This window comes from Halorussus caseinilyticus (assembly GCF_029338395.1).
GTDB lineage: Archaea > Halobacteriota > Halobacteria > Halobacteriales > Haladaptataceae > Halorussus > Halorussus caseinilyticus.
Map to the genome: position 1 here is coordinate 399,396 of NZ_CP119809.1, position 18,571 is coordinate 417,966.

The window sequence follows — 18,571 nt, forward strand, 5'->3', positions numbered from 1 at the left end:
TAAATCGTGGAAATCGAACACTCGCGTCTGTCAGACCGACTCCCCGCCCTCGCGTCGGCGACCCAACCGCTCTCGAATCACGAGGAGACTGGGTAACACGGTCACGCAGGCGACGAACGCGAACACGATGCTCAACCCGGTCACGAGACCGAACCGCCGGAGCGGCGGGGAGAGCGCGAGCGAGAGGACGCCGAAACCCGCGGCGGTCGTCATCGCACTTCCGAGGAGCGCGCCGCCCGTCCCGGTTATGGCCGCCGAGAGCGCGTCGGCGAGCGAGTCCCCGCGACGCCGTTCGTCCACGAACCGCTCGCCGAGGTGGACGCTGTAGTCCACCCCCAAGCCGATTGCCAGACTGGTGATGACGACGGTTTCGCTGTTGAACGGGATGTCGAGCATCGCCATCGCGCCGAGCAACCACGCGAGCGAGAGGACGACCGGCAGGAGCATCACGGCGGCGAGTTCTGGCGCGCGGTACCGCCACCAGTACACTCCCGCGAGGAACGCGAGGATGACGCCCAAGGTGACGGCGAAGCCCTCCACGAGCGTCTCGAACAGGGCGCTCTGGACGACGGCGGTGACGACCGGGCCGCCGGTGGCGACTGCCGTGACCGGCGCGCTCTCCTCGACGCTCGCCGCGGCGGTCCGTACGTCGCTGGCAATCGACTGGGCGGACGCTTCGGTTTCCACGCCGACGACGAGTCGAGCGGACGCGTAAGACCCGTCGTCGGTTCGATGGAGAACCGACGACGCCTGTTCGGGAGCGGCCTCGAACAGCGCGTCGTACACCGCGCCGACATCCTCGTCGGGCAGTCCGTCGCCATCCGAGTCCCGCGCCTCGATTGCGCGCGCCACGGTCCGGTTCTCGGCGGCGACCGACCGCAGAACGGTCGCCGGACTCTCGATTGCGCCAGTTCCGTCGGCGTCGAGGGCGATGGTTCCCGTCTCGTCGACGTTCCGGTCGGTCCGCTCGATTGCCGTGAGGAGACTCGGCGCGGTCACGTCACCCCGTATCAGTATCTGGGCTTGTGACCCCTGACCGCGTTGGCGGAAGGTGTCGGTCACGTACTCGAAGTTCTCCCGCACGTCGTACTCGCCGGGCGCGAAGGGTTCGGGGAGCGACTCCATCCACTCGGGGGCGTCCTCCGGCAGGAAATCCGCCCGGTTGAACTCCGTATCGAGTCCGGTCGCGCCGTAGGCACCCGCCGACGACACGACGAGTGCCGCGAACACGACCGCGAGCGGTGCCCGCCGAGAGACGGCCGTCGCGCTTTCGAGCAGTCCTCGAATCGGCCCCGCTTCGCCTCCGACCGGGGATTTCCGGCGGTCCCGCCCGAGTCGTTCGAGGAACGACTCGGCCTCGAGCTTGACGGTCGGAACGAGCGCCGCGAAGACGAGGAACATCGCAACGATGCCGGTCCCGCTGAGAACGGCGAAGTCCCGAATCGACGCCAGCGGACTGACGTAGTTCGAGAAGAATCCGATTCCCGTGGTGAACGCCGCGGCCGCCAGCGCGACGACGACCCCGGAGATAGCGGTTCGCATCGCCGTCGCCGGGGCGTTCGCGGCCCGTCCCGACCCGGCGTCGTTCCCGGTTCGGGCCTCGCGGTAGCGCATGACGACGTGGAGCGAGTAGTCGATGCTCAAGCCGACGAGCAGGAACGGCACGGCGATGAGGATGGAACTCGACGAGATGGCGAGCCAACCCTGAATGCCCGCGAGCCACACCATGACGACGGCGACACCGAAGACGCTCAGGAGTACGTCGAGCAGGTCGCGGTAGGCGACGGTCAGCACCGCGACCAAGAGAACGACCGCGACGGGCGTGATGACGAGGAAACTGTCGCCGATGGCCTGCGAGGACGCCTCGTCCACGATGCCTTGCCCGAAGACGAACGCGTCCTCGAACTGCCCTTCGACCAGCGAGGCGACCGCAATCTGGGCGTCGTAGGCGTCCTGCGGTTCGCCGGAGTCACCGCCCCCGTCGGTCTGGAAGACGAGCGTCAGTCTCGCGTCCGCGCTCGTCGTCCCCGGTTCGTAGTCCGAGGGCAGGAACGCCGCGGGATTGGGGCCGGACCGGGTCGTCTCCGAGTCGAGGACGCGTGCGAGGAGAGCTTGGACCTCGGCGGGCGAGCGCGATTCGAGCGCGGCTATCTGTCGGTCGAGCGTCGGCGTCGGTCGTCCCGCGCTCGGTCCGACCGATGCCGTGTCGTTCGCCCCGCCCGCTGGCGGGCGGTCCTCGAAGTAGGCCGCCGTAGCCACGATGTTTTCAACGCCCACGATGCCCGCGTTCGCCCGGAGCGTCGAGTTGACGGTTTCGTTCTCGCGCATCGCCTGCTGGAGTCGCAGGCTCCGCAGTAGCGACTCGCGGGTTAGAACGTCGCCGCCCTCGTCTCTGACGACGATTTGGGCGACTACCGCGTCGTCGGTCTCGTACGTGGAGTCGATGCTGTCGAGGGCGGCTTGCTCGGGCGAGTCGATTCCCGCGTCGCCGGTTCCGCCGGTCGCATCGGTACCGACCACCGCGCCCGCACCGACGACGGCGGTGAGAACGAGGACGAGCGCGACGACCAACGTGCTGTGCGAGACGAGCGCGTCGGCGTACCGCGAGGCCAACCGTGGTTTCATCGTCGCCGGTACCTCCCGAGATTTCGAGGGGACTGTGCGGTCGAGTCTGGCCGACGAGACGGCGCGTTGGAACGACTCATCACGCTACTGTCGGTCGTCGGGTCATAAGGAACGATGGAGCATTCCCACGATGTGGGACGACCGGTGAGGGGCAGGACGGAGACAAGACGAAGGGGGTCGGGCGCGGGGCGACTCGGATTAGTAGCCGTAGAGTCCGTATATCATGACGAGGAAGCCGAGACAGGCGACGATGCTCTCGAAGAGCATCCCCTGCACGCTCGGAACTCCGAAGACGTGGTGGAGAATTCCGACCAGAAACGTCCCGACGGTGATGACCAGCAATCCGACCGCGAAGTACTGGAGACCGTCGATTCGGGTCCGCCGGTAGGCCCGGTACGCGAGCAGAGTGACGACGCTTCCGAGTACCAGCGCGGCGATTTTCACGATGCCGAGGAACAGAACGAGATGCTCGCTCATGATTCGTTTTTCATCTCGGACCAGAACGTCGCCATCCGGTCTTCGGGGCCCTCGGCGGGTCTGTCGATGGCGACCGAAAACTCCTCGTCGTCGTCGATGCTGATGGCGATTTCCGTGAAGTCACGTTCGTACAGCGTGACGTTCGGGCCGTCGCGTCGGACCTCGGTGTACTCTCTGACCAGCGCCGTCTCCCGAAGTCGTTCGAGCTTTCGGTACGCCGTCGAACTCGCCAACTCGCACTCCTCACAGAGTCGGGACGCCGACTTCGGTTCGCGCAACGCCGCGAGTATCTCCCTGCACTTGTCGTCTTCGAGCGATTCCAGTACCGCCGAGACGGGTGGGTCGTCGCTATCGCTCTCCGAGGAGTCCGGCGTCGTTTCGCAGGCCGTCCGCGACGAGTTCGAGCGCGTCGGGACGAGCGAGAGACGGTTCGGGTCGATGTAGTTCCCTGCCATGTGCGTGTTCCCGTGTCCCGACTCGGGACCGATTCGCCAGTAGTTGAGTAGGCTATTCGGTGGAGTCGTATAGGGGTACCGAACGTTCCCGGCTTCTCGGAGTGCCAGAATAGCTGACACTTTGAGGTTCGACCCGCCGCGCCGTCGTAGAGGACGCCGCCCGCGCGTTCGGGATGGTCGAGCGCGCGCTCCTCGTACCGGACGACGCCGAGCATCGTGTTACCGGTCTCGCGGTCGGACGGCGAGCGAACCCGCGCGTCGGCCAACTGCTCGGGGAGTTCGTCGGCGCGGTGTTCGTCCAGAAATCGGTCGCGGACCTCGACACCGATTTCCGCGTCGGCGGCGTCGGCGATGCCGACGCCGCCGATTCGCTCGCGGAGCCAATCGGCGATTTCGTCGGCGTCCGCTTCCGTGGTCGGGGCGCGGTACAGTGTCACTTAGTCAGCCATGTATTAGTTTGTGTTACCACCGAGTGAAACAGTTCCGGTAACGGCCGAGGCGTCCCGTCCGGACGGTCATGTTCTCCCGACACGCTCGAACCTTACAGCCGTCGAACGACGGTCCCGAAAAGATTTTTCAGCCACCTAACTTGAATTTTCGTATGAATCGAAGGCGCGTACTCGAAACCGCTTTCGTGGGGGCCGCGAGTCTACTCGGCGTCTCTCGCTCGGCCACTGCGACTTCGGTCTGTGACTCCGACGCTCTCGGCGTCGCGCGTCGACGCACGTACGACGAACTCGCGGTCGGGTCGGTCGCACCGGCCCACGGCGGCGGATACGTTCTCGTCAACCGGGGAGACTCCCATCCCAGTCCCGAGGTGCCGGTCCGAGTCGCCGTCGTGGACGAACGCGGAACCGTCCGCCAGCGACGCGAAATCGCCCTCGACGTGCCCGAGGACGCTCGACGCGCGAACGCCGACGTTATCAGGACCGAGGGCGGGTACGCCGTGGCGACTGGTTCGTGGTTCGCGCGCCTCGACGCCGACTTGTCGCTCGAAGCGACGGGATTCGCGTCGGGGTACGAACCGAACGGGACGACGCGGTTGGTCGAACTGGCCGACGGATTCACCGTCGCGGCGGAACTCGACAGGCCGAATCACGTCTCCGTGCGGGTACTCGGGTTCGACGGGGACGGCGAGTTTCGGTGGTCCAGAAGTTACGGCGAGGAGAACTCGAAGTGGCTGGACTTCCTCCTCCCGGACTCCGACGGTGGGGTCGTCGTCGGCGGGCGGAAACCGTGGCTGGCGGGTGTCGCCCCCGACGGAACCGAACGCTGGCAGACGACCGTGGCCGACGCACCGCCGGAGGTGGGCTACGACGCGACTCGTGACGACGAGGAGTTCGTCCTCTTCGGCGGGTCGAACGCGCTCGGACTGACCGAGAGTCGGTCGGTCGAATGGCGACGGTCCTACGACTCGCTGGCGAACGCCTCGGGCGGCGTCCTCGCGCGAACGACCGACGGCGGGTACCTCCTCGCCGGACTGGTCGCGCTCGACCGAATCGGCGTCGTAGCGGCCGACGCGGAGGGTCGGCCCTGCTGGAGTCACGAATACGAAGTCGTGGGCGACGGGGCCGCGTATCTCGCCGATGTCGTCGAACGTGCGCCGGGCGAGTCCCTCGTCGTCGGTTCCCGACGCAAGGGACAGAACGGGTGGAGCATGGCCCTCTCGGGTGCAGGGACGCCGACCGCTCGGACTTCGACCGCTTCGTCGGCGACGACCGAGCGACGGACCGCCTCGACGGACGCGTCGGAGACGCGAGCGACTTCGACCGAAGCGACGGAGACCCAGACCTCTTCGACGGTTCCCGGTTTCGGTGTCGGTGCGGCGCTTCTCGGAACCGCTGGCGGGTTGTTGGCTCGCGGTGCGACGCCGTCGGACGGCGACGACCGGTAGCGTCGCGTTTCCCGGAATCAGTCGTCCGCGGAGGCGGTCCGAGTGGTCATCTCCACCGGGTCGGCGTCCACGCCCAACTCGTCGATTGCGCACTGGGCGGCGCGCTTGCCCGACAGGAGCATCGCGCCGAAGGTCGGTCCCATCCGCGGGAGGCCGTAGGTCGTCGCCGTCGCCATTCCGGTCGCAATCAGGCCGTCGTGGACGAGACCGGTGTGTTCGACCACGGCGTCCTCGCTCTTGCCGACCCACATCGAGTCGTGGCCCGGCGAGTCGTGGCCGGGCGCGCCGTACGAATCGTCGCCGGTCTTGTCCATGCCGGTGGCGCTCTCTTTGGCGTCGCCGATGCCGGGCGCGTCGAGGACGCCGCGCTCGTCGAGTTTCGAGACGGCCATCGCGTCGTGGCCCGTCGCGTCGATGACCAAATCGGCCTCGACCGCGATGGGGTCCACACAGGTAATCTCGCGCGGCAGGGCGTGGACCGGCGTCCAGTTCATCACGATGCCGCCGACGCGGTGGTCCTCCCGAATCACGATGTCGGTGAACTCGGTCATGTTCTGCATCTTCGCGCCCGCGTCGCAGGCGGCCTTGATGAGTGCGGAACAGGCGTGGGGACCGTTGGCGACGTAGAGACCCTCGCTGTCTCGGGACTGCTTGAAGTCCACGTCGAGGTCGTCCAGCACGTGCTGTGCCGGGTCGCGCACGGTGACTTTGTTCATCAGGAATCCGCCGAGCCAGAACCCGCCGCCGAGGTAGTTGTTCTTCTCGACGACCATCGTCTTGACGCCGCGCTCGGAGAGTTCCTTCGCGGCCATCAGGCCGGAGGGTCCGCCCCCGACGATGAGTACGTCGGAGTCAGAGAAGTCCATGAACTCCTCGGTCCACTCCTGTCCGATTGCGCGGGTCACGTCCGCCTCTCCAACGTCGCTGAACTTGTCGAACTCGCTCATACAACCCAGTTATATTACGGGGTGGTTGAAAGGGGTTGCGGAATGGTCCGCAGGGTGGGAGCGGGGTGATTTCGGTCCGCGTTCAGGTTTTCAGGGTCTCACTGCCGGTTTCGCGTTCGTCTCGGTGCGTACCGACGCGCTTCTTCGACTCCGGCGCGCGCTGGCGCGACCGCGAAGCGTGTCGCGCCATCGGCGTGCGAGGGACGAGTAGCGCAGGCCGCAGGCCGAGCAACGCAGTCGGTTGGGGAGGGTGTGGCCCGCGGTGGCGGTGCGGTCGCGGTTGCGGTCTGATTGGTTCAAGCCTGAAACTAGTTCTGCGTCTCTGCGGTCGTTTACGGTCGCAGTGTCGTGCGGTGCAACTAGCGTCTCGTCGGTTTCTCCTTCGTGACGAACCCGCCCGCTCGCTACGCACCGCAGGAATCAGTAGAGCAGTGTCTTCCTCGAAAGCCCCCGCCCGCTCGCCACCGTCACTTCGCGTCTCTCGTGAAGAGCCGTCGGTCGCTTCGCTCCCGACGACGCCGGAAGACGTTCCTGCTCGCTTCGCTCCGCGGGCGTGCGACTTCCGAGGTCTCGTTTACGTCCGTTCACGAGACGGTCGTTCAGCGACATATCCTCGGTTCGCTGACGCTCACCTCGGATAGGGGTCGCTGAGACGACTGAAGTGAACGCGAGCGGGCGGCCCCTTTATCCCACCACGGCGGTTGATTTACCGAGCGTCCTCCCACCCTCTACGCCGCTCCCGAACGTAGAAATCCCCCGTCTCGACCGCCGACACCCGTGATACCGCGACTCTCGGAAGCGTTATCCCCCTATCCGGTCTCTCTACAGTTGCAACGAAAGGAACTGTTGATTTCTTCAACGACACTGGCGGCTACGGTTTCATCTCGACTGACGACGCGGACGACGACGTGTTCTTCCACATGGAGGATGTCGGCGGCCCGGACCTCGAAGAGGGAACTGACATCGAATTCGACATCGAAGACGCCCCCAAGGGGCCGCGCGCGACGAACGTCGTCCGCGCCTGAGTCGGAAGACACGTCGCAACGAGCGACGCTCACGGAACTGTGATTTTTCGAAGCCGAGATTCGGATGTGAGTGACAACCTCGGATTGGTGATTCGGGTAGTGAATCAAAAGCCACCGATAGATACCTAATAACTAGCTGTAGGTATCTAAAAACCACCTGAAGAAACTTCCCTCTGTTCGCGTCCATCCGTTTTGACATATGCTCCCGCTCTAGTATGTGATACATGTAGTAGCCACCAAGGAGCGACCATCAAGAGATTCACGCTATCCCGCCCGTTTATGTTGAATGACTTAGATAAAGTATATAATCATTAAATTGACAAGTGTTACTAGAGCTTCTAGCGAGGAACAAGTGGCCCATAGCACAGTTCCCGCAATTCGGGCAATTAAGTAACGGAGACGGTTGGTGTTTGTTAGGGCTCTCTCATCCGTACTTGATGCTTCTACAACAATCTTGAACTTAATTTCCTTGGAACTCATTCTTTCACCTCTTTGGTGCTAAGTTCCGACTCTAAATTCTTGATGAAATTGGCGACTTGCTTTTCTGTCTCGCCTTCTTCGTACTTTCCCATATCTACATTGAGGTTGGCCCGTGCAACACCCTTGCTCCACGCCACACTCACCGTGCCACTCCTTTTGTCTTCCTCTTGCTCTTCAATTTCCTTCTCTTCCCGTTCTACAGTTTTGCTATCCCCCAATTCGTCTCGTTCGTTCAGCAAGAACGACCCGAAAATGCTTTCATCCAATTCTAACCTTGTAGGGTATGCACCACCACCCTGAATGTAGGTGCCAAATCCAGCAGCATCAACCGTCTTTAAGTAGGTTGCGGCTGCAGCCTTAAGAGAACGCTTCCCGAGATTGAACTTGTAATTCTCCATCAAAACATCCAACACAGCCTCACGCAACACACAGTCCATTCCCCGAATCTTCTGGATGCCCGCCTTTTCAACAGCTTCTTCAAGAAGACTACGGTAGAGCGGGTCTTCTTTCATCGCATCCTCAAACAACCACTCAGCGTTTTCAATTCCAACGTGGGCTAGCGTTTCACCCTTGTTGGTGTTTTCATACCCCTCTTTTGTCTCTCTGATGAAACCGAGCCGAACTCCGTAGGAAAAATTCCTGTTGATGGGTTGTTTAGATAGCGAAATTTCGTCGTCGCCCACCAACTCACTAGTCTGAGCGGGCCCCTTTAGCAACCGCTGGGTCAGTGCTTCTAGGTTGGAGGGCGTCGAGTCGTACGGGGGTTTCTCTGACTTCTGTCTCGACATTGTGTTCTTGGCTGTGTGTAGGGTAACAACAACAATAAAAGTTGGTGTTGCCGAGTGTAAGCGGGTGTTGACACACAACGTAGAAATTGCTACATTTCCCCCCGTCGAATCGCGCGCTCTGCTTCCTCCAGCGCCGCCTCGCGGTCGAACTCGGCGACGATTTCCTCCAGTTCCTCCCTGCTCGCGTCCGCCAACTCGCGGGCGTGTCTCGTCACGTTCGGAATCGCACGCACGATGTTGTCCACGATGGGAATCGCGGCGGTCTGCGGGGAGCGCGACATCGGGTTGAGGTCCACGACGATTTCGGTCTTGCCCATCTCCGCGAGCGCCTCCGCCCGGTCGCCGTCCTCCAGCGGAACCACCACCACGTCGGCGTCGTAGATGCCCTCGGCGTCCACCTTCGCGCGCTCGTGGTCGAGACCCGGAATCCGGGCGTCCGCGGCCAACCCCTTCACGTCCTCGGCACCGTGGTCGCGCAGGTGGTCGGCGATGGTCTCCATGCGCTCGCGGGTCCGGTTGAACAGGTTGACCTCGATGTCGGCGCCCACGGTTTCGGCCAACTCGACCATCTCGTCGGGCACGAGCGCCGCGACGTTGCCGTTGACCGAGAGGACGGGGTGGTCGGCCAGCAGGAGTCGGGCGGCGGCCGCTCGCTCCGCTCGCTCGGCGCTCGGGAGGGTCCGCTCGCCGAGCAGGTAGTCGTAGGCCTCGCCGCGGCCCTCCGCGATGAGACCCTGCTTGCTCGTGATGCCCTTCTCGACGCCCTCCTCGATTCGGTGGCGGGTCCGAAGCGACTGGGCGCGCGGGTGGTCGTCGGGAATCTCGGTCATGCCCGAGAGTCCGGGGAGTAGCGGGAAAAATCGACCTATCTCGCGCTCACGGGCGACCGCGCTCGGTCTCCGGCGACTCGCTCACTCCTCGACGAGTTCGTAGACGACTTCCACGCCCTTCGAGACGACGATGGGGTCCGGGTGGAGTTCCGGGTCCCCGTTCCCCGCGAGCGCGTCGTTCACGATGCTCGACATCCCCATGCCTCCCCCTTGAGTCGTCACCTCGCGGACCCCGCCGACCGCCAACCCTTCGGCGGCCGCGATTCGCTCGGCCTTCTCTCTGGCCCTGTCCATCGCGTCCCCGAACGCCTCGTCTTCGAGGCGACGGCGGGTCCCCTCGCGCAGGCCGAACTGAACGTCCGGGACGGTCGCGCCCGTATCGGTCGCCAGCACGACGACTTCCGCCGCGGTCTCGGGCGCGCAGTCGATTCGAAGCCGTTCGACCGCGCGGTAGGGCGCGTCGGTGTCGGGGTCGAACGCCTGCGTGGTGTCTTTGACCTGCAGTTCGGTCGTCACGATTTGGTCCCGCGAGAGTACCCGCTCCGCGAGCGTCTCCCGCACGGTGGCCGCGAGGTCACGGGCGTTCGCTCGCGCGCTCCCGGCCGACTCCCCCTCACCGGCGGCCGTCGCCTCGACCACCGCTGTCTCGGGCGGTCGCTCGCGCCGACCCCCGGCGTCGGTCGTAATCGTGCGTCGGGTCATGGCATCTCCAACCTCGCACCCGCGGGGTACGTCTCGCAGGTCTCGGCGTCGTAGCCCGCCCGAGACAGGCCGTTTCCGAGCGCGAACACCGTCTCGCCGAGCATCGCCATCGACGCCTCGCCTCCCTCGGCCAGCACGTCTCCCACGACGCTCTCGACTTCCGGCGTGAGCAGGTCGGCCTCGCGTGCGAACTCCCGAGAGGTCTCCATCAGCGTCGGCAGTGTCGGTTCCTCCACGAGGCGGACGAGTTTGTCCACTCCGACCTCCGAGAGACGGTCGGTGTTGCCCGACAGCACGGCCGAAGTCGAACGCTCGCCGAGCGTCAGGTACTCGATTCGGGTCCACGCGGGCACGCCGTCCATGCGCCCGTACTCGGGCGCGCCGGGGTCGAGTCGAATCGGCACGCCGCCGCGGGCTTGGGCCACCACGTCGCCGAGTCCGGTTCCGGACTCGACTTCGGCGGCGTGGGCGATGGCGACGAGTTCGTTCTCCGAGCGCCCGCAGTCGAAGGTTCGGTTCGCCGCGAGCGCGGTCCCGAGCGCCGCCGCACCCGAGACGCCGAAGCCAGCGCCGACGGGCAGGTCGGTCGTCGCGCGGACCCGCGCCTCGACCCCGAGGGCCGAGAGGACTCGCGTCACCGCTTCGACCGCGGCCGGTTCGTCGTTCAACTGCATCGAGGTCTCTACCGCGGGTTCGACCTCGACGGTCACGCCGTCCGAGAGGGTCAGTCCCGCGCCGCGGGAACCCGCTTTCTCGGGGTCGTCGGCCTCGTGGACGCTGAAGAAGCCGGTGACGTGCCCCGGCACGAACGCCCGCGACGAGTCGTCGGTCATGTTCTGGCCTTTCGCGTCACGCCGTATAACGTTTATAATCCTCTTCGGTGCGCGATTCCAGACTGGAGCAGGTGAGTTCGTCCACGACCGGCGACCTCGAAAAAGACATCAGGACCTGCCGAGAGCTGTGACTCTCGGAGTTTTCAGGGCGACAGACGCTGACGGTCCCGCGGGAACAGCACCGCCTCGCGGATGTTCTCCAGTCCGAGCATCGTCATGACCAGACGCTCGCCACCGAGACCCCACCCGGCGTGAGGCGGCATGCCGTACTTGAACATCTTGGTGTAGTACTCGAAGGACTCTGGGTCGAGTCCCTGCTGTTCGAAGCCCTCGACGAGGTGGTCGTAGCGGTGTTCACGTTGGCCGCCCGAGACGAGTTCCATGTTCGGGTGCATCAGGTCGAACCCGGTCGAGAGTTGCTCGTCGTCGTCGTGGTCCTTGATGTAGAAGGGCTTGATTTCGCTGGGCCAGTCGGTGATGAAGTAGTGGCCGCCCATCTCCTCGCCGAGGGCCTTCTCGCCCTCGGTGGGCAGGTCGTCGCCCCACACCAACTGCTCGTCGAGTTCGCCCGTGGCGTTGATGCGCTCGATGGTCTCCTCGTAGGAGAGTCGCGGGAAGTCGCCCTCCGGAGCCTCGAAGTCCTCGTAGCCGAGGGCTTCGAGTTCCGCCTGACAGTTCTCGGCGACGCCCTCGTAGGCCGACTTCACGACGTGTTCGCAGGCGTCCATCGCGTCCTCGTGGTCGTAGAAGGCGCTCTCGAAGTCGATGGAGGTCGCCTCGTTGAGGTGTCGCGGCGTGTTGTGTTCCTCGGCGCGGAAGATGGGACCCACCTCGAAGACGCGTTCGAGACCGGAGCCGACCATCAACTGCTTGAACAGTTGGGGCGACTGGTTCATGAACGCTTCCTGCCCGAAGTAGGTGATGGGGAAGAGTTCGGTGCCGCCTTCGGTGCCCGTGGCGACGATTTTCGGCGTGTTGATTTCGGTACAGCCGAGGTCGCGGAACGCCTCGCGGACCGACCGGAGGACTTCGGCGCGAATCTCGAAGATGGCCTTGGTCTCGTCTTTCCGGAGGTCGAGGGTGCGGTTGTCGAGGCGGGTCGAGAGGTCGGCGTCCACCTTGCCCGAGGGGTCCAGCGGGAGTTCGGGGTCGGCGTCGGCGATTACTTCGACCGACTCGGGGACGATTTCGACGCCGGTCGGCGCGCGCTCTTCCTCTTCCACGTCGCCCGTCACCTTGACGACGCTCTCGCGGTTGACGTTCATGCCGGTCTCCACGAGGTCGTCGTCCATCTCGTCCTTCTCGAACTTGACCTGAATCTTGCCGGTCGTGTCCCGGACGATGAGGAATGCGATGCCACCGAGGTCGCGGATTTCGTGCGCCCAACCCGCGACCGTCGCGGTCTCGCCGGGTTCGGCGTCCGCCGTGTACGTTCGGTCTTCCATACGACCGGATTCTCGTGGAGCGTTCTTAAACGCGGTCATTTGAATCGGACGAATCTCCCGGCCGAACCCCAAAAGGACTGTTCGAGGTTTGGTATCAATTGTCGCTCGTGGGGTCGGTCCCGGAACTCCGGGTCAGTCCCGCCGCAATCGTCTCCACGAGTGCGTCCCGGACCGCCCGGTAGAACTCCTCGCTGTGGAAATCGTCCTTGTGGTAGGCCGCGAACTTCACGACGCCCATCACCCCCGCGAGGACTTCGGGGTCGTCCTCGCGGAGTCGGCCCTCGGCCTGCCACTTCTCGACGTAGGGCACGACGTACGAGAGCGACTCGGCCTGTTCCTCGCGGAGTTGTTCGTCGCTGAACTGGGCCATCAACCGCGAGAGGTCGTCGTCCACGACGAGTCGCCGGACGAGGGGGTTGGTCTCTATCTCCTCGCAGAGCAGGGTGAGGAACGCGACGATGGCCGCTTCGGGGTCGTCGTGGGTCTCGAAGGAGTCGGCGATGATGTCCTCGGCGAGTCGTTCGCCCTCCTCGCGCAGAATCTCGAAGTAGAGCTGTTCTTTCGAGTCGTAGAACCGGTAGAACGTCCCGTTGGCGATGCCCGCCGGGTCGGTCAGGTCGGCGATGGTGGTCTTGTCGAGTCCGTAGCGCGCGAACAGGTCCCGGCCGGTCTCGCGGAGTCGGCCGCGGATGCGCTCGCGTTCGTCGGCGTCGAACCCCCGCATCAGATGTCCTTCCTCCCGAACCACGCGGCGCTGAGCGCCACGAGCGCGACGATTCCGACGAGCAGAATCGCCGCGCCCGCGAGGTCGTACTCGCGGCCGACCAGAACCGCTGTCGGGTCGTAGTATCGGGTCGGGCTAACCGCGCCCAACCATCCCACGTCGGCTGACTGGCTCACGGTGTCCAACAGGAAGAGACCGAAGATGGCCCCGAGTCCGCCGCGCTTGGCCGGGTCGGACTCGTCGAACGCCACCGAGAGGAGCAGGCCGATAGCGCCGCAGGCCAGCAGGTAGGGAACCGAAAGCAGGTGGACCATGGCGAGGTCCGCGACCGGGATGGACTCGCCGATGGCGACGACGGTGGCGTAGACGGCCACACCGACCACGAGGTTGAGCGCGACCACCACCGGCACCAGCGAGAGGAACTTCTCGACCACGACCCGCCGCCGGGAGACGGGTGCCGCGAGCAGAACGTCCATCCGGTCGCGCTCCACGTCGCCCGCGACGAGACCGCCCGCGACGTAGGCGGCGTAGATGCCCAGCATCAGCAACCAGAAGAACTGGTAGAGTTCGACCGCCAGAAAGCCCTCGATGGTGGCGATGGAGAACGCGCCCGTCGCGCCGAACGCCGCGCGCATCGCGGGCGGCAGACTCTCCATGTAGGCGTCCAAGTCCGCGCCGGACGTGGCGATGGAGGGGAACAGACCGACGAACAGAAGCGACATCGCGGCCAGTAGCGCCGACAGCACCAGCGCGCCCTTGATGCGCCGTTCGGACTCGTACTCGGCGATTTCAAGCATCGGTCTCACCTCCCGACGAGGTGGGCGACTGCGCTGGCGTCCCGGCGTCCGCGGGGGCCGACTCGCCGTCGTAAAACTGCATGAACACGTCTTCGAGCGGCGCTTCCTCGATTTCGAGGTCCCGGACGCGGTAGTTCCGGAGGTGGTCGAGCAGGGCGTCGTACTCGCCGGTGAACATGAACGAGGCGTCGCCGCGACCGGGGTCGGTCTCGAAGTCGTGGACGCCCGCCAACTCGAAGTCCGCGGGGTCTACGCTCCCCTCCACGCCGACGCGGACGCGCTTGCCGCTCCGGTCGAGCAGTTCCTCGACACCCTCGCGGGCCACGAGGCGGCCGTCGCGGATGATTCCCACTCGGTCGCACACCTTCCGGACCTCGCTCAGGACGTGACTGGAGAAGAAGAACGTGGTCCCGCGGGCCTTCTCCTCGCGGACGAACTCGTAGAGTCGCTCCTGCATCAGGGGGTCGAGTCCGGAGGTGGGTTCGTCCATGATAACGAGGTCGGGGTCGTGCATGAACGCCAGCACGATGGCGAGTTTCTGCCTGTTGCCGGTGGAGTACTCGCCGACTTCGCGCTCTACCGGCGCGTCGAACAGTTCGAGGAGTTCGTCGCTTCGCCGGTCGCCCTTGAGGTCGGCGTGGTAGCGAATCAGGCGTCGGCCGGTCGCGCCCTCGTCGAATCCGGGGTGACTCGGCAGGTAGCCCACCCGCCGCTTGGCCTCGATGAGGGCGTCTTCGTCGGTCACGTCGCGGCCGAGGACCGTCGCGGACCCGCCGGTGGGCGCGACGAACCCCAGCAGGGTCCGGATAGTCGTGGTCTTGCCCGCGCCGTTCGGCCCGAGGAAGCCGAACACCTCGCCCTCGGGAACCGAGAACGACAGGTCCTCGATGCCGCGGGTGTCGCCGTAGTACTTCGTCAGGCCGCTGGTCTCGATGGCGCTCATGGCATCACGACAGTCACTTCGCGCCGTGAATACATGAACGATTCGGTTACTCGTTCACGGAGGCGGAAATCGCGACTTTCGAGGCGGTGTGTGCCCGAAAACGGTAACTCGCGTGGTCGGCGTCCGCCGCCGACGCGGAGTCGCCGCCCCGCGGCGACTCCGCGGGACTCGTTCGGGTCCGAGCGCCATCGCTGGCGTCGGCGGAACCGGCGCATCACCAAAACCGGTCGAAGCGATGCCCGACGGACGCGCCGCGTCCGTCGGGCATCAATCCCGTTTCTGAAAGAACGGCGAGGGTTTCTGAAAGATAGGAATGTATTGCTCAAAGAACGAGGGAGTTGTCCCAAAGCCGCAGTCGTTCGGACTCGTCCGCGCCGACCCGGACCCGCTCAGACCGACTCGGCGGGCGTCTTCTTGGCGTCTCTGGCACCTTCGACCGTCTCGCGGACGGCCTCGCATCCCTCGTCGTGAACCAAGTCGCCGACGACCACCACGTCGGCGTGTTCGGCCATCGTCCGGGCCGACTCGTAGTCGTGGATGCCGCCGCCGTAGAAGAGAGTGGCCTCGTCCAGCGCGTCCGCGGCCGCTTCCACCACGTCGGGGTCGCCGAAGGTGCCCGAGTACTCGACGTAGACGATTTCTTGGCCGTACATCTGCTCGGCGACTTCGGCGTAGGCCGCCACGTCCTCGGGCGACTGGTCGCAGTCGGCCTCGGTGAGTTCGGCGACGCTGGCGTCGGGGTTCATCACGACGTAGGCTTCGATGGCGGTCCGGTCCCAGTCCACGTCGCTGGTCTTGACCCACTCCTTGTGGAACCCGGTGGCCCACGCGATGTCCCCGGCGTTCAGGACCGTCGGGACGAGGTAGCCGTCGAGCGCGCTGTCCTCGACCACGACGGCCGGGTTGCTCGGTTCCTGATACAGCGCCACGTCGTACTTCGCGCAGGCGTCGATGACCCGTTGCATCTTCGCTTGGGTCATGTCGAGCGTTCCGCCGATTTCGAGGGCGTCGGTGCCCGTCCGACACACGTCCTCGAAGGTTTCGCCCTCCACGAGGGTCTTGTCGGGGTCTAGCTTGACGATGTGGTCCCAGTCAGCCCACGGTGCAGTCATTATGCGTTCAAACCCGAGGATACGGTTTAACATCTTCGAATCCGCGTTTTAACGGCCGCGAGTGCCAGCGGCGCTCACTCTCCGATGAATCTGGGCCGAGAGTCACGGCCATGGAAACAAATACGGTCCTGTATGCACAATGTATACGCATGAGTACCAGTATCCGGGTCTCCAACGAGACGAAGGACAAACTCTCCCGGTTGAAACGAGACGATGAAACGTGGGACGAGTTCCTGAACCGACTGACGAACGAGGAGGAGCCTATCAATATCGGCGCGTGGTCGGACGACGTGGCTGACCGTGCCCGTGAAGCCGTCGAAAGCTCCCGAGAGAGTTTCGAGCGATGACCTTCCTCGATTCGTCGGTTATCATCGACATGCTCGACGGGGTTGATTCGACTGTCGAGTACGTTCAGGAGCAGGGGGAACCCTACTTCACCTCCTCTCTCTGCGTCTTCGAAATCCTCGATGGGGTACTCGGGAGTGGTTCGACCGACGTGGTTACGGCCCGCCAAGATTTCGATGGGGTCCACGCTCTCGACCTCACCGACGACATCGCTCTGGAGGCCGCACGTCTTCAGGACCAACTCCTCGACGACGGCCAGCGAATGCCTGCCCGTGACCTACTCATCGCCGCGACCGCCCGCTCGACAGGCGACCATCTCGTCGTCGCCGACAGCGATTTCGAAACGGCAATCCTTCAGTCTCACATCCGAGTGACTAACCTCTCGAAGTGATGGCGTCTTCAGTCGGGGAAGAATCGTCAGGTGAACTATGGCAGTCAGGAACTACTAATAGTGCCCGCAACTGCCGCGTCCTGACGGTGGGGGAAAATGTTTATTATTCCATAATTTGACCGCATCAGTAATGAGGTTCCTTTCTATACTGCGGAGCCACGAAATAACAATACGACCTTAGATGCCTTTGGGAACGGAGGGGACAAGGAAATCACTCGGATGGTGAATCTTCTGGAGTCAATGGACCTTGACCGGGTTCTGAGCAATCAGACCGTCAATATATTGGTCGATAACTTGGAGTATAGCAAAGAGCGCGAAATGGTGATAGCCGACCTATACAAGCAGACTAACCCCGGTAAAGCCCTCCATCAATTGGCGGAAGAAGAGGACGAAGTAACAATCCATGAAATAATCTCTGAGCATGAAAATGCCTTCGTCCAGGGAAAGTTGGGGATGAAGAAGATTGATGGCGAAATCAATCTGCTCATAGAGAACAATTTCGGCTCTTTCTTCGTTTATGCGTGTAAGGGCATGGATGTCACGCCCATCTATTCATCTGAGACAATACAGGCTATCCAAGAATCAGACACAATCGGAGATACGACGCTGGATTTCGCCAACGACTATGATTTGAAAGCCTCTCTATTCCAGCCGCCCGAAGATGCAGATATTCGGGAAGAGAGGGGGTTCGGAAGTGTAAATCTCACAAATAAAATCACCTCTCTTCTCGACATTTCGCGTGCGCACCGAATATCGCTCGACATTGACCGGGACGAATGGCTTGCAAACGTTGATGTCTTTGAGGAACTAATCGAATCAGGTATCGTGACACGGGTCCGGGTTGAGGGTACGAAAGACAACATCGTGAAACTCGGTGAGGGAGGCGAGCGTGCGATTAGAGAATACGTTGAGACAAGTAGCTCAGGAAGGAAAGGCGTGAGAGAGGCCTTTCTCAATTACCCCCAATGATTCTGAATCTGTATCGGACAATAAAACAGATAAGCAACTACTTGGGGAGGATTCGCTACCCACGGAGCCGGATGCTCGTCTACTCCTTCGTAAGTATCACAGGAGGAGTGATACTATCGAACAGCTCTGAAGCCGCCGAACTACCGATTCTGAGTGTCACCGCAATTCTGTTCGGGTTCACAATTAATGCAGTCGTCATGCTGGGCAACTCTTCTGAGCACTACCTATCAGAAGAGACCGCTCATATCGAGGAACTGAGAAAATACTACAAAAAATCGCTCCACATCTCGATTCACACTCTCGGCATCGGGATTACAACAATCGTCATCGTTGGCCTGTACAAGCTGTTTCCCGACCTCAATATCATCCTGACTCAGATACCGCTAATGGGAAACCCAATTGAAATCGAGTTAGTAGGGATGACTACGTACACTCTGGTCATCTACTACCTCTTGGTGTTCTCTATCGTAATCGCTTCGGCGGCAGAACTCGTGAAGATACGAATATAGCGGAAAGTTGTGCGGCGATTATCGCCACTCAAATACCGAGTCGGTAGATATTGTTTCGGTAAAGGTCTTCGATGTCCTTGTAGTACGTGTGCAGATACGAGTGAATCGGCTCGTTCATCGACCCCTTCCGCACCGAATCGCCGCGCATGTATTTCACCAGTTCCTCGTTCGCGTTCTGCTGGACGCGCCACCACGTCGTGAACCGATGCCGCCCGAAGTGACTCGTCACCGCCTCGTAATCCTCCGTCTCCGCGCACTCCGGATGGAACTCGTTCTTCTA

20 protein-coding genes and 1 pseudogene are annotated in these 18,571 nt (G+C 63.2%); 6 read left to right on the forward strand and 15 right to left on the reverse strand.

Features of this window, described 5'->3' with window-relative positions:
- Positions 1-30: 30 nt before the first annotated feature.
- The 4 genes and pseudogenes from P2T60_RS02010 to P2T60_RS02025 form a co-directional block, all read right to left on the reverse strand.
- Positions 31-2,625: an efflux RND transporter permease subunit gene (locus P2T60_RS02010; RefSeq protein WP_276280888.1), complete on the reverse strand. Its 2,595-nt coding sequence runs from the start codon at positions 2,623-2,625 to the stop codon at positions 31-33.
- A 198-nt stretch (positions 2,626-2,823) separates the two neighbouring features.
- Positions 2,824-3,102 carry a DUF7521 family protein gene (locus P2T60_RS02015; protein ID WP_276280889.1) on the reverse strand — a complete coding sequence of 93 codons (279 nt, stop codon included), beginning with the start codon at positions 3,100-3,102 and terminating at the stop codon, positions 2,824-2,826.
- The gene (locus P2T60_RS02020; RefSeq protein ID WP_276280890.1) at positions 3,099-3,557 is read right to left on the reverse strand and encodes a winged helix-turn-helix domain-containing protein; all 459 of its coding nucleotides are present in this window, start codon (positions 3,555-3,557) and stop codon (positions 3,099-3,101) included. The genes P2T60_RS02015 and P2T60_RS02020 overlap by 4 nt, the downstream gene beginning before the upstream one ends.
- A gap of 140 nt (positions 3,558-3,697) precedes the next feature.
- Positions 3,698-3,994: pseudogene (locus P2T60_RS02025) on the reverse strand (DUF7001 family protein); the annotation flags it as partial.
- A 164-nt stretch (positions 3,995-4,158) separates the two neighbouring features.
- Here P2T60_RS02025 and P2T60_RS02030 point away from each other — a divergent pair.
- Positions 4,159-5,451 (forward strand): hypothetical protein, encoded by a 1,293-nt coding sequence (locus P2T60_RS02030; protein WP_276280891.1) that lies wholly within the window; start codon positions 4,159-4,161, stop codon positions 5,449-5,451.
- Between the two features lie 17 nt (positions 5,452-5,468).
- Here P2T60_RS02030 and P2T60_RS02035 read toward each other — a convergent pair whose 3' ends face one another.
- Positions 5,469-6,398 (reverse strand): sulfide-dependent adenosine diphosphate thiazole synthase, encoded by a 930-nt coding sequence (locus P2T60_RS02035; RefSeq protein WP_276280892.1) that lies wholly within the window; start codon positions 6,396-6,398, stop codon positions 5,469-5,471.
- A gap of 803 nt (positions 6,399-7,201) precedes the next feature.
- Between P2T60_RS02035 and P2T60_RS02040 the strand changes: the two genes are divergently transcribed.
- Positions 7,202-7,423: a cold-shock protein gene (locus P2T60_RS02040; protein ID WP_276282239.1), complete on the forward strand. Its 222-nt coding sequence runs from the start codon at positions 7,202-7,204 to the stop codon at positions 7,421-7,423.
- Positions 7,424-7,899: 476 nt separating this feature from the next.
- Here P2T60_RS02040 and P2T60_RS02045 read toward each other — a convergent pair whose 3' ends face one another.
- The 9 genes from P2T60_RS02045 to P2T60_RS02085 all read right to left on the reverse strand — a co-directional run bounded on the left by P2T60_RS02045 (position 7,900) and on the right by P2T60_RS02085 (position 16,077).
- Positions 7,900-8,586, reverse strand: coding sequence for a hypothetical protein (locus tag P2T60_RS02045; protein WP_276280893.1), 687 nt, complete (start codon positions 8,584-8,586; stop codon positions 7,900-7,902).
- A 194-nt stretch (positions 8,587-8,780) separates the two neighbouring features.
- Complete coding sequence (locus P2T60_RS02050) at positions 8,781-9,521, reverse strand: 4-phosphopantoate--beta-alanine ligase (RefSeq protein WP_276280894.1); 741 nt, start codon at positions 9,519-9,521, stop codon at positions 8,781-8,783.
- Between the two features lie 81 nt (positions 9,522-9,602).
- Positions 9,603-10,223: an SIMPL domain-containing protein gene (locus P2T60_RS02055; RefSeq protein WP_276280895.1), complete on the reverse strand. Its 621-nt coding sequence runs from the start codon at positions 10,221-10,223 to the stop codon at positions 9,603-9,605.
- Entirely contained in the window at positions 10,220-11,056 is an 837-nt protein-coding gene (locus P2T60_RS02060; protein WP_276280896.1) for a pantoate kinase, read from the reverse strand. The genes P2T60_RS02055 and P2T60_RS02060 overlap by 4 nt, the downstream gene beginning before the upstream one ends.
- Positions 11,057-11,199: 143 nt before the next feature.
- The gene (gene aspS / locus P2T60_RS02065) at positions 11,200-12,501 is read right to left on the reverse strand and encodes an aspartate--tRNA(Asn) ligase (protein WP_276280897.1); all 1,302 of its coding nucleotides are present in this window, start codon (positions 12,499-12,501) and stop codon (positions 11,200-11,202) included.
- A 94-nt stretch (positions 12,502-12,595) separates the two neighbouring features.
- Positions 12,596-13,225: a TetR/AcrR family transcriptional regulator gene (locus P2T60_RS02070; protein ID WP_276280898.1), complete on the reverse strand. Its 630-nt coding sequence runs from the start codon at positions 13,223-13,225 to the stop codon at positions 12,596-12,598.
- Positions 13,225-14,022, reverse strand: a complete 798-nt coding sequence (locus P2T60_RS02075) for an ABC transporter permease (protein WP_276280899.1) — start codon at positions 14,020-14,022, stop codon at positions 13,225-13,227. Before P2T60_RS02075 ends, P2T60_RS02070 begins: the two co-directional genes overlap by 1 nt.
- Positions 14,015-14,965 (reverse strand): ABC transporter ATP-binding protein, encoded by a 951-nt coding sequence (locus P2T60_RS02080; protein ID WP_276280900.1) that lies wholly within the window; start codon positions 14,963-14,965, stop codon positions 14,015-14,017. Before P2T60_RS02080 ends, P2T60_RS02075 begins: the two co-directional genes overlap by 8 nt.
- Positions 14,966-15,354: 389 nt before the next feature.
- Complete coding sequence (locus tag P2T60_RS02085; protein WP_276280901.1) at positions 15,355-16,077, reverse strand: phosphoglycerol geranylgeranyltransferase; 723 nt, start codon at positions 16,075-16,077, stop codon at positions 15,355-15,357.
- 149 nt (positions 16,078-16,226) lie between these two features.
- On the opposite strand from P2T60_RS02085, the gene P2T60_RS02090 reads away from it, so the two are divergent.
- The 4 genes from P2T60_RS02090 to P2T60_RS02105 all read left to right on the forward strand — a co-directional run bounded on the left by P2T60_RS02090 (position 16,227) and on the right by P2T60_RS02105 (position 18,291).
- Positions 16,227-16,424 carry a DUF7557 family protein gene (locus P2T60_RS02090; RefSeq protein WP_135826504.1) on the forward strand — a complete coding sequence of 66 codons (198 nt, stop codon included), beginning with the start codon at positions 16,227-16,229 and terminating at the stop codon, positions 16,422-16,424.
- A complete protein-coding gene (locus P2T60_RS02095; RefSeq protein ID WP_276280902.1) occupies positions 16,421-16,813 on the forward strand; it encodes a PIN domain-containing protein in 393 nt (130 codons plus the stop codon). The genes P2T60_RS02090 and P2T60_RS02095 overlap by 4 nt, the downstream gene beginning before the upstream one ends.
- Before the next feature lie 240 nt (positions 16,814-17,053).
- On the forward strand, positions 17,054-17,782 hold the full coding sequence (locus P2T60_RS02100; protein WP_276280903.1) for a hypothetical protein: 729 nt from the start codon (positions 17,054-17,056) through the stop codon (positions 17,780-17,782).
- The gene (locus tag P2T60_RS02105) at positions 17,779-18,291 is read left to right on the forward strand and encodes a hypothetical protein (RefSeq protein WP_276280904.1); all 513 of its coding nucleotides are present in this window, start codon (positions 17,779-17,781) and stop codon (positions 18,289-18,291) included. Before P2T60_RS02100 ends, P2T60_RS02105 begins: the two co-directional genes overlap by 4 nt.
- A 28-nt stretch (positions 18,292-18,319) precedes the next feature.
- Here the strand turns inward: P2T60_RS02105 and P2T60_RS02110 are convergent, their stop codons facing one another.
- Positions 18,320-18,520 carry an integrase gene (locus P2T60_RS02110; RefSeq protein ID WP_276280905.1) on the reverse strand — a complete coding sequence of 67 codons (201 nt, stop codon included), beginning with the start codon at positions 18,518-18,520 and terminating at the stop codon, positions 18,320-18,322.
- Positions 18,521-18,571: the final 51 nt, after the last annotated feature.

Bases quoted from the DNA above. Each gene is read 5' to 3' on its own strand.
- P2T60_RS02010 (WP_276280888.1), bottom strand. From the start codon at position 2,625: ATGAAACCACGGTTGGCCTCGCGGTACGCCGACGCGCTCGTCTCGCAC.
- P2T60_RS02015 (WP_276280889.1), bottom strand. From the start codon at position 3,102: ATGAGCGAGCATCTCGTTCTGTTCCTCGGCATCGTGAAAATCGCCGCG.
- P2T60_RS02020 (WP_276280890.1), bottom strand. From the start codon at position 3,557: ATGGCAGGGAACTACATCGACCCGAACCGTCTCTCGCTCGTCCCGACG.
- P2T60_RS02030 (WP_276280891.1), top strand. From the start codon at position 4,159: ATGAATCGAAGGCGCGTACTCGAAACCGCTTTCGTGGGGGCCGCGAGT.
- P2T60_RS02035 (WP_276280892.1), bottom strand. From the start codon at position 6,398: ATGAGCGAGTTCGACAAGTTCAGCGACGTTGGAGAGGCGGACGTGACC.
- P2T60_RS02050 (WP_276280894.1), bottom strand. From the start codon at position 9,521: ATGACCGAGATTCCCGACGACCACCCGCGCGCCCAGTCGCTTCGGACC.
- P2T60_RS02055 (WP_276280895.1), bottom strand. From the start codon at position 10,223: ATGACCCGACGCACGATTACGACCGACGCCGGGGGTCGGCGCGAGCGA.
- P2T60_RS02060 (WP_276280896.1), bottom strand. From the start codon at position 11,056: ATGACCGACGACTCGTCGCGGGCGTTCGTGCCGGGGCACGTCACCGGC.
- aspS (WP_276280897.1), bottom strand. From the start codon at position 12,501: ATGGAAGACCGAACGTACACGGCGGACGCCGAACCCGGCGAGACCGCG.
- P2T60_RS02070 (WP_276280898.1), bottom strand. From the start codon at position 13,225: ATGCGGGGGTTCGACGCCGACGAACGCGAGCGCATCCGCGGCCGACTC.
- P2T60_RS02075 (WP_276280899.1), bottom strand. From the start codon at position 14,022: ATGCTTGAAATCGCCGAGTACGAGTCCGAACGGCGCATCAAGGGCGCG.
- P2T60_RS02080 (WP_276280900.1), bottom strand. From the start codon at position 14,965: ATGAGCGCCATCGAGACCAGCGGCCTGACGAAGTACTACGGCGACACC.
- P2T60_RS02085 (WP_276280901.1), bottom strand. From the start codon at position 16,077: ATGACTGCACCGTGGGCTGACTGGGACCACATCGTCAAGCTAGACCCC.
- P2T60_RS02090 (WP_135826504.1), top strand. From the start codon at position 16,227: ATGAGTACCAGTATCCGGGTCTCCAACGAGACGAAGGACAAACTCTCC.
- P2T60_RS02095 (WP_276280902.1), top strand. From the start codon at position 16,421: ATGACCTTCCTCGATTCGTCGGTTATCATCGACATGCTCGACGGGGTT.
- P2T60_RS02100 (WP_276280903.1), top strand. From the start codon at position 17,054: ATGGACCTTGACCGGGTTCTGAGCAATCAGACCGTCAATATATTGGTC.
- P2T60_RS02105 (WP_276280904.1), top strand. From the start codon at position 17,779: ATGATTCTGAATCTGTATCGGACAATAAAACAGATAAGCAACTACTTG.